This is a genomic window from Roseburia sp. AF02-12 (genome assembly GCF_003461765.1).
GTDB classification, from domain to species: Bacteria; Bacillota; Clostridia; order Lachnospirales; family Lachnospiraceae; genus Roseburia_C; species Roseburia_C amylophila.
The window spans coordinates 80,638-94,689 of the sequence record NZ_QTXS01000001.1 but is presented as its reverse complement, the minus strand read 5'-3'; the positions used below and the strand labels follow the sequence as shown (position 1 = coordinate 94,689).

General features: G+C 41.3%; 15 protein-coding genes and 1 riboswitch. Of the genes, 5 read left to right on the top strand and 10 right to left on the bottom strand.

The features are described 5' to 3' along the window. Positions 1 to 174, top strand: a 174-nt coding sequence (locus DV740_RS00430) for an IS3 family transposase (RefSeq protein ID WP_147342277.1), incomplete at its 5' end; no start/stop codon positions are given. Between the two features lie 94 nt (positions 175 to 268). On the opposite strand, the gene dapB is transcribed toward DV740_RS00430, so the two are convergent. The 4 genes from dapB to DV740_RS00410 form a co-directional block, all read right to left on the bottom strand. Beyond that, the gene (gene dapB, locus DV740_RS00425) at positions 269 to 1,030 is read right to left on the bottom strand and encodes a 4-hydroxy-tetrahydrodipicolinate reductase (protein ID WP_118087242.1); all 762 of its coding nucleotides are present in this window, start codon (positions 1,028 to 1,030) and stop codon (positions 269 to 271) included. A gap of 19 nt (positions 1,031 to 1,049) precedes the next feature. Further along, positions 1,050 to 1,940 carry a 4-hydroxy-tetrahydrodipicolinate synthase gene (gene dapA, locus DV740_RS00420; protein WP_118087241.1) on the bottom strand — a complete coding sequence of 297 codons (891 nt, stop codon included), beginning with the start codon at positions 1,938 to 1,940 and terminating at the stop codon, positions 1,050 to 1,052. Between the two features lie 130 nt (positions 1,941 to 2,070). Beyond that, positions 2,071 to 2,248: riboswitch (Lysine riboswitch) on the bottom strand. 78 nt (positions 2,249 to 2,326) lie between these two features. Further along, positions 2,327 to 2,812, bottom strand: a complete 486-nt coding sequence (locus DV740_RS00415) for a cob(I)yrinic acid a,c-diamide adenosyltransferase (protein ID WP_022242679.1) — start codon at positions 2,810 to 2,812, stop codon at positions 2,327 to 2,329. 127 nt (positions 2,813 to 2,939) lie between these two features. Continuing rightward, entirely contained in the window at positions 2,940 to 3,566 is a 627-nt protein-coding gene (locus tag DV740_RS00410; protein WP_022242678.1) for a single-stranded DNA-binding protein, read from the bottom strand. A gap of 388 nt (positions 3,567 to 3,954) precedes the next feature. Between DV740_RS00410 and typA the strand changes: the two genes are divergently transcribed. After that, positions 3,955 to 5,784, top strand: a complete 1,830-nt coding sequence (typA, locus tag DV740_RS00405) for a translational GTPase TypA (RefSeq protein ID WP_117840758.1) — start codon at positions 3,955 to 3,957, stop codon at positions 5,782 to 5,784. A 110-nt stretch (positions 5,785 to 5,894) separates the two neighbouring features. On the opposite strand, the gene DV740_RS00400 is transcribed toward typA, so the two are convergent. Beyond that, positions 5,895 to 6,800: an RsiV family protein gene (locus tag DV740_RS00400; protein WP_118087240.1), complete on the bottom strand. Its 906-nt coding sequence runs from the start codon at positions 6,798 to 6,800 to the stop codon at positions 5,895 to 5,897. Further along, positions 6,797 to 7,282, bottom strand: a complete 486-nt coding sequence (locus tag DV740_RS00395; RefSeq protein WP_117698937.1) for a sigma-70 family RNA polymerase sigma factor — start codon at positions 7,280 to 7,282, stop codon at positions 6,797 to 6,799. Before DV740_RS00395 ends, DV740_RS00400 begins: the two co-directional genes overlap by 4 nt. Positions 7,283 to 7,542: 260 nt before the next feature. On the opposite strand from DV740_RS00395, the gene asnB reads away from it, so the two are divergent. Beyond that, a complete protein-coding gene (gene asnB / locus DV740_RS00390; RefSeq protein WP_118087239.1) occupies positions 7,543 to 9,396 on the top strand; it encodes an asparagine synthase (glutamine-hydrolyzing) in 1,854 nt (617 codons plus the stop codon). Here asnB and DV740_RS00385 read toward each other — a convergent pair. The 4 genes from DV740_RS00385 to DV740_RS00370 form a co-directional block, all read right to left on the bottom strand. Then, positions 9,387 to 9,989 carry a dipicolinate synthase subunit B gene (locus DV740_RS00385; RefSeq protein WP_117840754.1) on the bottom strand — a complete coding sequence of 201 codons (603 nt, stop codon included), beginning with the start codon at positions 9,987 to 9,989 and terminating at the stop codon, positions 9,387 to 9,389. The two genes, asnB and DV740_RS00385, sit on opposite strands and share 10 nt — an antisense overlap. Next, entirely contained in the window at positions 9,976 to 10,779 is an 804-nt protein-coding gene (locus tag DV740_RS00380; RefSeq protein WP_158561484.1) for a hypothetical protein, read from the bottom strand. Before DV740_RS00380 ends, DV740_RS00385 begins: the two co-directional genes overlap by 14 nt. A gap of 138 nt (positions 10,780 to 10,917) precedes the next feature. Next, the gene (locus DV740_RS00375; RefSeq protein WP_118056932.1) at positions 10,918 to 11,757 is read right to left on the bottom strand and encodes a DegV family protein; all 840 of its coding nucleotides are present in this window, start codon (positions 11,755 to 11,757) and stop codon (positions 10,918 to 10,920) included. 175 nt (positions 11,758 to 11,932) lie between these two features. Next, entirely contained in the window at positions 11,933 to 13,078 is a 1,146-nt protein-coding gene (locus DV740_RS00370) for a transglutaminase domain-containing protein (protein WP_158561483.1), read from the bottom strand. A gap of 101 nt (positions 13,079 to 13,179) precedes the next feature. Here DV740_RS00370 and DV740_RS00365 point away from each other — a divergent pair, with 101 nt between their 5' ends. Beyond that, on the top strand, positions 13,180 to 13,686 hold the full coding sequence (locus DV740_RS00365) for a DUF5721 family protein (RefSeq protein WP_118087236.1): 507 nt from the start codon (positions 13,180 to 13,182) through the stop codon (positions 13,684 to 13,686). 77 nt (positions 13,687 to 13,763) lie between these two features. Further along, positions 13,764 to 13,964 (top strand): cold-shock protein, encoded by a 201-nt coding sequence (locus tag DV740_RS00360; RefSeq protein ID WP_022242668.1) that lies wholly within the window; start codon positions 13,764 to 13,766, stop codon positions 13,962 to 13,964. The last annotated feature ends 88 nt before the right edge of the window (positions 13,965 to 14,052 follow it).

Here is a 14,052-nt window from a genome sequence, read left to right as displayed (position 1 = left end):
GGACGATTAAAAAATGAAATGTATTATGGCTATGAAAAAAACTATTCTTCTTTCGAAGAATTTTCACAAGCGGTTGAAGAATATATAGATTATTATAATAACAAAAGAATTCAGGCAAAAACAAAATGGATGCCGCCTGTACAATACAGGATAGCATCCATGTGTTCAGTCTAGTTCGTAAATATGTGTCCAGGATTCTGGGTACATATCACTTTTTCGGATACGATACCGGGGATTTCTTATTTTGTAATTATATGCGTGCCCAACTCTACTCTGCACGGATTACATCATGCATATCATACATTCCGGCAGGTTTTCCCTTTAAGAACTTTGCTGCTTCTACAGCTCCTTTCCCAAAGATTGCCTTAGAATATGCCGTATGCTTAAATTCAATCACTTCATCAGTTCCTGCGAAGATTACTTCATGTTCACCAACAATGCTTCCTCCACGGACTGCCTGAATACCGATTTCTTTTGCATCTCTCTTCTTCCGCTCACTGCTCCTGTCTAATTTATAGGAATAGGTATTGTCCATAGCTTCATTCATGGCATCTGCTAATGCAAGAGCAGTTCCACTCGGCGCATCCAGCTTCTGGTTATGATGTTTCTCTACGATTTCCACATCAAAGCCTGCAGGTGCAAGCTTCTTTATAGCAGTCTGCAATAAATCCATTAAGGTATTGATTCCAAGTGACATATTGGCAGATTTTAAAATTGCAGTCTCTTTGCTGGTCTCAGTAACTTTCGCCAGCTGGTCTTCGGATAAACCGGTGGTGCAAAGTACCAGCGGAAGCTTCTTCTCGCCACAGTAATTTAACAGTTCATCTACTGCCTTCGCATTTGAAAAATCAATCACAACATCTGCTGCAATCTGGCATTCCCGGATGGTCTTATATACCGGATAATCATTTTTCTTCTCATCATAGGTATCAATTCCGGCTACAATCTCCACATCTTCGTCCTGTGCAATCAGGCCGGTTATTACCTGACCCATTTTTCCATTACAGCCATGCATGATTACTTTTGTCATCTCTATCATCTCCAGTTTCTTATACTAATTTTAATCCATATGTACGCATTGCCTGAATCAGTCTCTCTTTATTGGCTGGCTCCATCTCGCAAAGCGGGGAACGAAGCGGTCCGACGTTCTTGCCCATAAGATTTAATGCTTCTTTTACCGGAATCGGGTTTACTTCACAGAATAATGCATCAATCAATGGAAGGGCTTCTCTCTGTAACTGATTTGCTGTTGCAAGGTCTCCTTTGAAGAAGCTTTCACACATATTATGCACTTTTGCCGGAGCAAGGTTTGCCCATACGGAAATTACTCCGATTCCGCCAATGGACATAAGTGGTACAACCAGTCCGTCTTCTCCGGAATATAAATCAAGCTTTCCATCGGTTAAGTACATGGTCTTAGATGCCTGTGCAAGGTTACCGGTTGCTTCTTTTAATCCAACAATATTTTCCTGGGTGCGGAATAATTCTGCAACTGTCTCCGGCAGAAGGTTACATCCGGTTCTTCCCGGTACATTATACATAATAATCGGAAGTCTTGTTTCCTGTGCAATCTTAGAATAATGTCCGATTAAACCTTTCTGTGTTGCCTTATTATAATATGGAGTTACGATAAGTGCTCCGTCTGCTCCTGCTTCTTCTGCTTCTTTGGTCAACTGGATTGCTGTCTCCGTTGAGTTAGAACCGGTTCCTGCTACTACCGGAACTCTGTGTTTGGCAAATTCTACTGCTGCACAGATTACTTTATGATGTTCCTCCATGGATAAGGTAGAACTCTCTCCGGTTGTTCCTGCGATTACGATACAGTCTGTACCTTCAGAAATCTGTTCTTCAATTAATTCTGCTAATTTGTCATAGTTAACTTCTTCATTTGCTTTCATTGGGGTTACAATTGCAACTCCGGAACCTTTGTAAATAGACATGTTCTTTTTCCTCCACTTTATAAGTATCTTATTTATTGTATGAAGATATCGTTTGTTTTGCTTTTATTACCAGCATAAAAAAACCGGCTCACAGGGAGCCGGTTGATATTCCACTTAAATTATTATGGATCATACCGATAGCGCCCCATCTTATTACAAGATGACAGTCATGAACTTCTTCAATCCATGCCCAAGATTATTCTTTGCAGGAAAATAACCTTTCGGCGTGTTCCCCTTTCCTTATGTCTTCTTTTATGTCTGCCATATCCGACCAAGTACTCTTGTCTCACGCAACCTCTATCTTCATATATTAAATTTCTTACCTCAATATAGCACCGCTGCTACTATCTGTCAACGTCCTGTGCGGACATTTTACATTTTCTTCCCTATTTTTCCGCAGTAATCTTATAAATCTCATCTGCATAGCTGCGAATGGATTCTTCTAATACCCTTCCGGTCATAATAACCTCTGTTTCATCCATCTTTGCTTTTAAAACAGCTTCTAATTCTTCCGACGAAATTACTCCGGCATCTATAAGGCCCAGAACTTCATCCAGAATCAGTACATTGCATTCACCGGTAACCAGCACTTTCTTGGCAAAATTCAGTCCGTTTTTCATATTGAGTTTCTCTTCTGCCTGTCTTTCTTCCGGCAGTTCATCATAATTCTCTTCTGATTTTTCAAAACGGAATACCTTGATTTCCGGTTCTAACTGCTTCATATAAGCAATCTGATCATCTGTTTTTCCTTTTAAAAACTGGATAATAATTACACTCTTATTCTCTCCGGCTGCCCGCAACGCATTGCCCAGTGCAGCATTGGTCTTTCCACGACCTGCACCATAATAAATCTGTACGGAACCCTTTTCCATGACAAACCTCCATGCCAATTCTTACAGGGACTCTTTATCCCAGATTTACTTACGATACCACAATTTCCAATAAAAAGCAATGTCTGTATGTTTCATGCTTTCTCAATTATTCTTTATTTCTACTATTTTATTCCATATATTCAATTTTGCTCACGGATACTTCATAGGCGGTACGCTTCTCTACCTCATCCTCATTTAAGCGTTTGACATACTCCCTGCTCTGGATTCTGCCCCAGATCTGCACATGCACACCCACCTCAAATCTTGCGGCAAATCTTGCATTTCTTCCCCAGCAGATGCATGGGATATAATCTGATTTTCCATAGGAACGGTTTACCGCCACCAACAGGTCTGCAATTTCTCTTCCAAGAGGAGTCTTACGGTAAATCGGGTCTTTACAGATATAGCCATCAAGAAGAATCTGGTTGCTCTTCATCTCCTCTGTCTCTTCTTCAATAAACTCAATCTCCCGGACGAATACGGAGAGAACCAGCCGGTTCTTAAGTTCCTCATGTCTGTTATAGGAACGGAACTGTCCGGTCACATATACCTTCTGTCCTATGTAACTCTGCGAAGTGTCAATCAGACGCTCTGAAATCATCAATGGAATGTAGTCGGAAAAATTACTTAATCTGCTGACCGCTACCTCTACCATATAAAAGCCTTCCCCATACACTTCATGACTGTATTGGAAATCGGAAATAATCTCCCCTACAATGGATACCTGGTTGTTTTCTAAAATCTTATCTGCCATGAATCTTTCTCCTTTATTTAGTGTGTTTTCGAACGTTTTTACAGTACCATTCCAATGAGATGAAACTCATCAAAATCTGTCGATAACATTTTGGATATATTATGCATAAAGCCGCTTTTCCATGCATATGCGCTGTGTCCTTGAACAAAGAATGTGCCTTGGCACATTCTCGCGCCTGCGGCGGTCGCTTGCGACATCTACCTTATACGCCGCAGTGCGCATCCTCGCGGAGCGTTTTTTTCTTTACAGGAAAGCAATTTCCTGTAAAGAAAGAAATACTTGCGTATTTTTCAATATGTGATAGAATAAAAACGCCGGTCATTTATAGACAGGCATTATATATAAGAAGAAACTGAATTTTATGCACTGATAGAAGGAAGGATTTTATATGAAAACAACAAGAGACGATATTAGAAACATAGCTATCATCGCCCACGTTGACCACGGTAAAACTACTCTGGTCGATGAGCTGTTGAAACAGAGTGGTGTATTCCGTGCCAATCAGGAAGTCCAGGAACGTGTCATGGATTCCAATGATATTGAGCGTGAACGTGGTATTACCATTCTTTCTAAGAATACTGCTGTATTCTACAAAGATGTAAAAATCAATATCATTGATACTCCTGGCCATGCCGACTTCGGTGGCGAGGTTGAGCGAGTTCTGAAAATGGTAAACGGTGTTATTCTTGTGGTAGATGCATTTGAAGGTGCTATGCCACAGACCAAATTCGTTCTTATGAAAGCACTGGAACTGAATCTGCCGGTTATTGTATGTATCAATAAAATTGACCGTCCAGAAGCAAGACCGGAAGAAGTTATTGATGAAGTATTAGAGCTTTTCATGGATTTAGACGCTTCTGACGAACAGTTAGACTGCCCATTCATCTTCGCTTCTGCAAGAGATGGATACGCCATGAGAAATTTAAATGATGAGCGCAAGGATATGACTCCTTTATTCGAAACCATTATCGACTACATTCCGGCACCTACCGGTGACCCGGATGCAAACACCCAGGTTCTTATCAGTACCATTGATTATAATGAATACGTTGGACGAATCGGTGTTGGTAAAGTAGACAACGGTGTCTTAAAGGTAAATCAGGATGCTATCGTAGTAAACCACCACGAGCCTGACAAACAGAAAAAAGTCAAAATCAGCAAATTATACGAATTTGATGGTCTGAATAAAGTAGAAGTAAAGGAAGCGAAAATCGGTTCTATCGTTGCTATTTCCGGTATTGCAGACATCCATATCGGTGATACCATCTGTGCAACAGACAACCCGGTTGCCATTCCTTTCCAGAAGATTTCCGAGCCTACTCTTTCCATGAATTTCATGGTCAACGACAGCCCGCTTGCAGGACAGGAAGGTAAATTCATTACTTCCCGTCACTTAAGAGACAGACTGTTCCGTGAGTTAAATACCGACGTCAGCCTTCGTGTAGAAGAAACCGACAGTGCAGACTGCTTCAAGGTTTCCGGACGTGGTGAGTTACATCTTTCCGTATTAATCGAAAATATGCGTCGTGAAGGTTATGAATTTGCAGTCAGCAAGGCTGAAGTTCTTTACCATACCGATGAAAACGGCAAGAAATTAGAGCCTATGGAATTAGCTTATGTTGACGTTCCGGATGAATTCACCGGTACTGTTATTGATAAATTAAGCCAGCGTAAAGGTGAGATGGTTGATATGCGTCCAATCAGCGGCGGCTATACCCGTATGGAATTTAACATTCCATCCCGTGGTCTTATCGGTTACCGTGGAGACTTCTTAACCGACACCAAAGGAAATGGTATCATCAATACCATTTTCAATGGCTATGCTCCATACAAGGGAGATATTGCTTATCGTAAACTTGGTTCCCTGATTGCTTTCGAATCCGGCGAATCCGTAACTTACGGTCTGTTCTCCGCTCAGGAGCGTGGTACTCTCTTCATCGGAGCCGGTGTAAAGGTTTACTCCGGTATGGTTATCGGTTCTTCCTCTAAACCGGAAGACATTGAATTAAACGTATGCAAGAAGAAACACTTAACCAATACACGTTCTTCTTCCGCAGACGAAGCTCTGACCCTAGTTCCACCGAAGATACTTTCCTTAGAGCAGGCATTAGACTTTATCGATGTTGACGAGCTCTTAGAGGTTACTCCGGAATCCTTACGTATCCGTAAACGTATTCTTGACCCGACCTTAAGAAAGAGAGCTAACTTCAAAAAATAAAAGTATCTCATGATATAGCATAAGAACTCCCCCGGATATTGAAATTTCTTCCAATATCCGGGGGAGTTTTCGATTACTATAAATGCCTAGTACGCACCATCTTTGTCATATTATTGCAGATATCCGTCCTTTATAATATCAGAAACCACACTGGTCGGAATCGTAAATTCTACAATTCCCATATAACCCGGTGCTACTTCATATTTATCAAAAACAATGGTCAACTCTCCTTCTTTGTTGACATAGAAATTTACATCATTCTTAATTCCATCAAAGCTGTAGCCATCTACATCCTTGTCTAAGAAGTATTGCAGGTTACTGTCTTTTTCCATATTTTCCTTCATCTGCTTTTCTATTTCCTCTGAAATCCGGTCCAGATAATCGGAATCCTTCTGAAATAAATCATTTAATGTAATGGTATTTCCGGTTTTCTTATCTACATTATAGATTTTCGTATACTGGTTCGATCCTGCCATTACAATGGAAGTATCAATTCTTAAAGCAAACAGCCGGTCGTTATCTGTCACTACCTGATAAGACGAATTCACTGCCTCATTACCATTCTCACCATCTTCAATGGAAGCTACATCAGACTGATAAGACTTAATAATACCACCGGCATACTTTTTCACTTCCTGATTCAGCTCGTCCGTCTCATCCGATAATACTTCCCCATCCTGATTTGTCACTGCCACCTGGGGAATGTCTACATTTGCTTCCATATTCTTATCATCCTGTACATCAAAATATGTAGAAAAGTTCACTACTTTTACAATTGTGCCAAGTAATGGAACCTCTTCCATGGCATGGGCTATTGTCGGGCTTACATTTACCGAAATCACCAGTGCAACCATAGCTGCCGCTACCGTTGCTGCTCCTTTTAAAAAGCGGATACTGCCTTTCTGGGTCTCCCTCTTTCCTTTTCTGATTCCGGCTTCCACTTGCGTTTTCAATGCTTCCGGGACTTCTATCTGCTCATATTCCTGCTTCATCCTGTCTATTTTCTCATGGTTCATGCTATTTCCTCCCTGGACATCTTTATCTTTAATTTCTTTAAGCTGCGATACAGGATTGATTTTACGGTGTTTGGATTTTCTTTCAGAAGATCTGCAATATCATCTATTTTCCATTCTTCAAAATATTTTAATATCACAATGGTTCTTTCCCGTTCTTCTAATTCTTCCAACGCTGCCAGCATATCCCAGTCTTTGTATACATCTTCTTTTGCTTCTTCCGGGATAAATACTCCACTTACGATACGCTTCTGTTTCTTGCACATATCCAGTGACGTATTTATAACAATCCGCCAGAGCCAGGTCTTAATATAGGTTTCTTCCTTCACCTGACCGGCATTCTTCATTGCCTTATATGCACTTTCCTGCACTACATCCATTGCGTCCTGTTCGTTCTTTACATAGGTAATTGCCAGCCGGTAAAGCTGCTCATAGGATGCAAGAATTTCCTGCTCCACCGCTTTTGCGATTCCTCTTTTCTTCATTCCTGTTTCCTCTTCTCTTTCCGAAAACCTGCATATGCACAGAAAGCCTTTCAACCTTTGCTTTCTGTTAATTAGACGTTCCAGCCGTAAAAATAGTTTCATCTTTTTTATTATAACCCGCACAACTTACTGCCGGCAACTCCTTACCTGTGCTTTGCACCTAGAAAATGCTTCCTCTCTTTCATAAATCTCTCTTCTTTTTTGTACTTTTTATTTAGGAAAATGCATAGATTACTACAAAAAATGAATTGAGAATTGCTATGTGCGGTATTTCCGGTTTTTGTAATTTACATACTGATTTTTTAGAAAGGGAGCCTTATTATCGTAACATTCTATCTGATATGAGTGACGCACTTTATCACCGCGGGCCGGACTCCCATGGTATTTATTTAACCTCTCATACAGGGTTTTCCCACACCCGGCTTGCCATTATTGATCCTCATGGTGGACTTCAGCCTATGACCAGACATTATTGTGACGCAGACTTCACCATCGTCTATAATGGAGAACTTTATAATACGAAAGAACTCCGTGAGGAACTGGTTTCCCATGGCATGACCTTTCGTACTCATTCCGATACAGAAGTCATTTTAAATGGATTTCTTTTTGAAGGACCGTCCTTTGTCCGGAAAATGAATGGTATTTTCGCTTTTGCCATTTATGATGAGGCTCATCAGCTTCTCTATCTCTTCCGGGATGCCTTTGGTGTAAAGCCGCTCTTTTACCGGCTTTTTCATGACACACTTATCTTTTCTTCCGAGCCGAAGGGAATTTTCTGTTATCCCGGCTGCATCCCTTCGGTAAATAAAACAGGACTCTCCGAAATCTTTGGTCTTGGTCCTGCCAGGAACCCCGGCAACGCAGTTTATGAGCATATGGCAGAATGTCTGCCGGGACATTACCTCACTTTCAGTGCTTCCGGACTGAAAGATTACTGTTACTTCCGATTAGAAAGCCATCCACATACAGACAGCTATGAAGAAACCGTTGTCCACACAAAAGAGCTGCTGTTACAGTCCATCCGCCGGCAGATGGTTTCCGATGTTCCTATCTGCACCTTTCTTTCCGGCGGGTTGGATTCCAGTCTCGTCTCCTCGGTCTGTGCGGAAGAATTAAGAAAAGAAGGGCAGACTCTTTCTACCTATTCCTTTGACTTTACAGATAATTCCCGTTACTTTAAGGCAAATGATTTTCAGCCCTCCGAAGACCGTCCCTTTGTGGATATTATGAAAAACTATCTTAAGAGTGAGCATCAATATCTGACCTGTGACAACCGCTCCCAGGCTGACTTACTCTTTGCTTCCATGAAAGCCCATGACCTTCCATGTATGGCTGACGTTGACTCATCCCTGCTCTTCTTCTGCCGGGAAGTCAGTAAGCAGCATAAGGTAGTCCTGACCGGAGAATGTGCCGATGAAGTTTTCGGCGGCTATCCGTGGTTTCACCGGAAGAATTTTCTTTCCTGCAACACGTTCCCATGGACACCGGATTTGTCTTTCCGCAAGTCCTTCTTAAAAGACGAAATTGCAGATGCACTGTCCTTAGATTCCTATGTGCAAAGTTCTTATGAAAATGCCATTGCAGAGGTCGATATTCTGCCATCTGACAATGATACGGAATGCAGCCGCCGGCGTATTTCCTATCTTAACATCCGCTACTTTATGCAGACTCTGCTAAACCGCATGGACCGCACCAGTATGTTCTCCGGTCTGGAAGCCCGCGTTCCTTTTGCAGATAAAAACCTGGTTTCCTATGTCTTTAATGTGCCATGGGAAATGAAAGCCAAGGATGGTCTTGTGAAAAACCTTTTGCGGCAGTGTGCGAAAGACTATCTTCCGGACACCATTACTTTCCGCAAGAAAAGTCCTTATCCTAAGACTTACCATCCTTACTATGAACAGCTCCTGCGGCAGCGTCTGAGTGCACTGCTGACCACCGGGGAAAGTCCCCTTCTTGCACTGATTGATAAAGAAAAGACTATGCAATTCTTAAATCAGGAAGGAGACTATGGCAAACCATGGTATGGCCAGCTTATGGCAGGTCCTCAGATGATTGCTTATCTCCTGCAGATTCATTACTGGCTCAGTGAATATAAGACTGACATTCATTTATAATCTACCGGCATTGGAGACAGTACCACCGGCTGCAGCTGTCTTCCTTTCATGGCTGCAGCTATGGTATCCTCTAACTGTCCAAAATCTGCCACCAGTGAATGGGGCTTCTTCTGATAATCATCCTGCCGGAAAGGTACAAAATAGATATGCTTCATATTCATCAGCAGTCCGATATTTCTAAGATTCATGGACAAAGCATCATTGGTAGAAATTGCCAGCACCAACGGCTTTTCATTTCTAAGATGCGCTTTGGCTGCCATAAGCACTGTGGTATCTACAATGCCCTGCTGCAGCTTTGCCATGGTATTTCCGGTACATGGTGCAATTGCCATCACATCAAAAAGTCCTGACGGACCGATGGTTTCTGCCTGCACGATACTTTGAATTCCCCTTTCTCCTGTAATCTCCTGCATTCTGTTTTGAAATACTTCCGCTGTCATAAATCTGGTATCCAAAGTTCCTGCATGTCTGGAGTATACCGGAATAACTTTTATTCCTTTTTGCACCAGTGCTTCTGTCGTCCGGAGTATCTTCCCAAAAGTACAGAAAGAGCCGGTAATTCCAAGTCCTAATGTAAGCTTATACTCTTCCATAAACTGCTGCTCCTCTTTCTATCATCCGTGCAAGAATGATTCCTGCACTTTCTGTCAGTATTCTTCCAGGAACGGCAGTAAGATGTTCCACATGAATACCTTTTTCTTCTAACTCCTCTGCCGGAAGTCCGCCACCAGTTGTAATATTCCATAGATATGTTTTCTCATCGCACCATTTTAAGACTGTGTCTATTGGGCATGGTTTATCTGCCATATGAAAAATCCACTCAAAGTTCTGCTCCTCTGCATTCTCCTGCCACAAGCTACACCCCATTTCCATTGCCACCCGCTGGCAATCTTCCTTTATATCATAAACAGTTACTTCCGCTTCCAAAGATAAAAGCAGCTTTGCCATGGCTCTTCCACAATAACCAAAACCTGCCACCAGACAGTTTCTTCCTTTCACGCAGCACCTGCTCTTTGTCATTGCTTCTACAAGGCAGCCTTCTGCTGTCAGTCCGGCATTCTCATTTCTAAAGACTTCATCTTCCATATAATCAACCAGCCGTATCCGCCGCCCTGATGGTCTTCGTGTCAGAACCTCCGGGAAACAACCTCCATAAATAACACTTCTCTCCGCTGCATAGGATAATACCATTCCTATTTTTACCCTGCTTCCTCTGATTCTGCCATCCTCCTCCAGTGCCCGCAACGGTAATACAATAATCTGACTCTGCATCAGTCGCCGAATATTCTGCTCCGTTATTTCTATGATTCCAATTCCTGATTCCGTCAGACAACGTTTCAATGCCGGTGTTCTTTCATCTGCTCCAATGATTGCGATTTGCATTTCATCCCTCCTTGCCTTGCAATCGTCTGTTATTACTATATGCGGATGCTCCATTTTGTTACCGACAGCAAAAGAAAACAGAACCGGTTTGCACCGATTCTGTTTTCTTTTATCTGTTTTCTTTTTATCTGCTATTTTTTAAACTGCTACAATAACACCGCCATTATTGGCATACATGGTGCTGACTCCTGCAGTATCTACAATTCTGATATCTTTAAATTTTGCCAGCTTTTCCAATTTTTCTTTTACCTGTTTTGCACGTTCCGGACAATTGCAATGTGCGATGGATAAAATCTTCTTTTCACACTCTTTCGTTCTCTTTACAATTTCATTAACCATATAGTCCAATGCCTTTGCCATTCCTCTTGCCTGTCCCAGCTGACAGATTGTACCCTCGGGCGTGGCCCCCATTACCGGCTTGATATTTAATGCCCCGGCAACCCAGGCTTTCAGGTTACTGAGTCTGCCGTTTTTACGCAGAGTCTCTAAAGTCTCTAATACAAAGAAGGTCTGCTGGTCTTTAATATATTTTTCTGTCTCAGCAACCACTTCTTCAAAGCTCTTTCCGGCTTCCTCTGATTCCTGTATCTTTTCTGCAATCAGAGTCTCTCCAATGGATGCGGAACAGGAATCAAATACATGAATCTGTTTTGCCATATGTTCTTCTAAATAAAGCTTCTTTGCCAGCTCTGCACTGTTATAAGAACCGCTTAATTTACCGGAAAGTGTTACTACATATACATGCTCTGCTTCTCCTAAATATGCTTCCACATATCTCTGTGGAGATGGGCAGGATGACTTCGGGCTATGCCTGCTTTCCTTTACCCTGCGAATAAACTCCAGTTGATCAAAGGATTCATCATCCACCACATGGTATCCATCTACCTCAAGCTCTAACGGAACAGACTGGAATCTTCCATCTGCTTTCATATCATCAAATAACTCTCCACAGCTGTCTACTATGATTTTGTAGCTCATTTTCTATCCTCCTGATTGCGTAGTCATCTCTCTTATAGTATGTACGCAATGTTTAAAATTATATGTTATGTTTTTCTTTGTAATAACAAGTAGTTTTCATTACTACGTCATATTATCATAAATATTACGTTTTGAAAAGAGGGTATTTAAATTTTTATAATATTTCACAAATATTTTATTTTTTCAGGAAAGTAAGTACCCGCATTGTCTCATTTTTCATATAAAATAAGGAACTATCCCCGGTATAATAATCCCCGATATGCCCTTCTTCAATGAAAAACTGCTGTGCCTGCCCATAAACTGCCTCATCCTCAAACTTCATCTGTACAGGGTGGCTGTCAAGCTCTGTAAATAATGCTCCGATGTCTTCCGGATACCAGTCCTTAAAATAACAATTTTCCTGCACAAAATAACTGTCATCCAGGCAATTGCATTCCGGCAATGAAAAATTCACATTGGGACTGTGGGTCTGAAATAACTCTTCTGTAGTTGCAGTAAAAAAGCAATAATCTACCACTTCAGCTACATCTCCGAAGTCATCCGGACTGTTGGAGGTTGGATTACCCCAGGTAGTATCCATATAATAATAGGCTCCATCCAGTTCGATGAGATTCCATGCATGTGGTTCTCCATTGGCAATTCCTGTCACTATCGTACATGGAATATCTAATAAATCCATCAGATATTTTGTGGCACAGGCATAGCCCTGGCACACCGTTCTTCCCTCTAGAAATACACTGATGATATTCTGATTATTCTCTGCATTAAGGTCATAATTTACCGTACGCACCAGCGTATCAAATATAAACCGCGCTTTCTGGTAATCACTGTCCTCGGATGAAATGCCGCCAAGCAGTACATCGACCTTTTCATCAATTGCCGCCTGTGTCTCCTGTCTTGCAGCTTCATCCATTGTATACTTCGGTGCAAACTTAAGCCCGGTCAATACACCCGCACGGGAATATTCCGTATAGGAATAGCCATCCACCCAGAAGAGTCCACCATAGTCTGCCATAATTGCTTCATACATTTTTGCCAGTACGTCTTTATCTAATGTAGCAACTGTCACCTCTTCCCGATGATTTAAAATAGCATCCAGCATCTCATCATAAACAAGCTGTTCTTCTTCCGTAAGCTGGCCATATACATATTTTTCCTCTGAAACAGACTCTACCGGAAGCAAGGTATTATCCGGTATCTGTCCATTGATATCTTCTACTACTTCATCTACCCATTCTTCAACGGATGATGTATTACAGCCGGTAAACAGAAATGCCATAAGTATTCCTGCAATACCGGTTAATAATCTTTGTTTTCTCATATCATTTCCTTTCGATCTGCTTCTTTTCATAGACATTCTACAATACTTTCTCTGTTTTTTCTATCCGGTTTGTGTTACACTTTAAAAATGAGGAGGATACTATGATTGCAATACAACTTTTACAGGTAAAGGATTTTATGAATAAATTACTTCGCACGGATTTATTTGACCACTTCTTATTATCAGAAGCTACCATCCGTGGAAAAGGTTCCTATGAAATCGACGGACATCTTGTACCGGATTTCTACAGTCCGGAAGAACTGGATGAACTGGAACTAACCGGTTTAAGCTGCCTGCCTTTTGGCATGCTGCGTGAAAACTGCTTCGCCCTGATCAAGGGAAAACATACCCCCTCCTATTTCCGCTTTATCTTTCAGCTTTCTCCAAAGAATCTTAAAAATACTCTGGAAGTAAGTAAAAGTGGTCTGACTACCCAGGATTTGAATGGAGTTTTCTTAAACATCAAATTTCAGGATGGTATTCTTTCCTGTACCAATGGTGTATCTTATCGCAATTTTACCTTAGACCACACCTTCGACCAGGAATGGGATCTGCTGATACGAAAATTTTTTGCCGGGCACGATATCCCCTATACTGATATCAACTAATTTTCTTTACTTTTAAAATAAATTATGCTATTCTAAGCGTAGCCGTATGGCTAGATAATTTTTGTGGAGGTACTATAATGAACGGTACAGTTAAATGGTTTAATAACCAGAAAGGTTACGGATTCATCTCTGATGCAGAAGGTAATGATGTATTCGTACACTACTCAGGACTTAACATGGATGGTTACAAATCCTTAGAAGAAGGCGCAGCAGTAGAATTTGACGTAACAGAAGGCGCTAAAGGTCCTCAGGCAACTAACGTAACAGTAATTAAATAGTTGCAATAATCAAGGTTTTTCAATGTACCTTTCTCAGATATAGAATTTGATTTTTAATAATGATTTTTTATGTTGATTAAGATATAAC

What these genes read in the sequence shown, in the direction of transcription:
- dapB (WP_118087242.1), bottom strand. Translation starts at nt 1,030, where the DNA reads ATGACAAAAGTAATCATGCATGGCTGTAATGGAAAAATGGGTCAGGTA.
- dapA (WP_118087241.1), bottom strand. Translation starts at nt 1,940, where the DNA reads ATGTCTATTTACAAAGGTTCCGGAGTTGCAATTGTAACCCCAATGAAA.
- DV740_RS00415 (WP_022242679.1), bottom strand. Translation starts at nt 2,812, where the DNA reads ATGGAAAAGGGTTCCGTACAGATTTATTATGGTGCAGGTCGTGGAAAG.
- DV740_RS00410 (WP_022242678.1), bottom strand. Translation starts at nt 3,566, where the DNA reads ATGGCAGATAAGATTTTAGAAAACAACCAGGTATCCATTGTAGGGGAG.
- typA (WP_117840758.1), top strand. Translation starts at nt 3,955, where the DNA reads ATGAAAACAACAAGAGACGATATTAGAAACATAGCTATCATCGCCCAC.
- DV740_RS00400 (WP_118087240.1), bottom strand. Translation starts at nt 6,800, where the DNA reads ATGAACCATGAGAAAATAGACAGGATGAAGCAGGAATATGAGCAGATA.
- DV740_RS00395 (WP_117698937.1), bottom strand. Translation starts at nt 7,282, where the DNA reads ATGAAGAAAAGAGGAATCGCAAAAGCGGTGGAGCAGGAAATTCTTGCA.
- asnB (WP_118087239.1), top strand. Translation starts at nt 7,543, where the DNA reads ATGTGCGGTATTTCCGGTTTTTGTAATTTACATACTGATTTTTTAGAA.
- DV740_RS00385 (WP_117840754.1), bottom strand. Translation starts at nt 9,989, where the DNA reads ATGGAAGAGTATAAGCTTACATTAGGACTTGGAATTACCGGCTCTTTC.
- DV740_RS00380 (WP_158561484.1), bottom strand. Translation starts at nt 10,779, where the DNA reads ATGCAAATCGCAATCATTGGAGCAGATGAAAGAACACCGGCATTGAAA.
- DV740_RS00375 (WP_118056932.1), bottom strand. Translation starts at nt 11,757, where the DNA reads ATGAGCTACAAAATCATAGTAGACAGCTGTGGAGAGTTATTTGATGAT.
- DV740_RS00370 (WP_158561483.1), bottom strand. Translation starts at nt 13,078, where the DNA reads ATGAGAAAACAAAGATTATTAACCGGTATTGCAGGAATACTTATGGCA.
- DV740_RS00365 (WP_118087236.1), top strand. Translation starts at nt 13,180, where the DNA reads ATGATTGCAATACAACTTTTACAGGTAAAGGATTTTATGAATAAATTA.
- DV740_RS00360 (WP_022242668.1), top strand. Translation starts at nt 13,764, where the DNA reads ATGAACGGTACAGTTAAATGGTTTAATAACCAGAAAGGTTACGGATTC.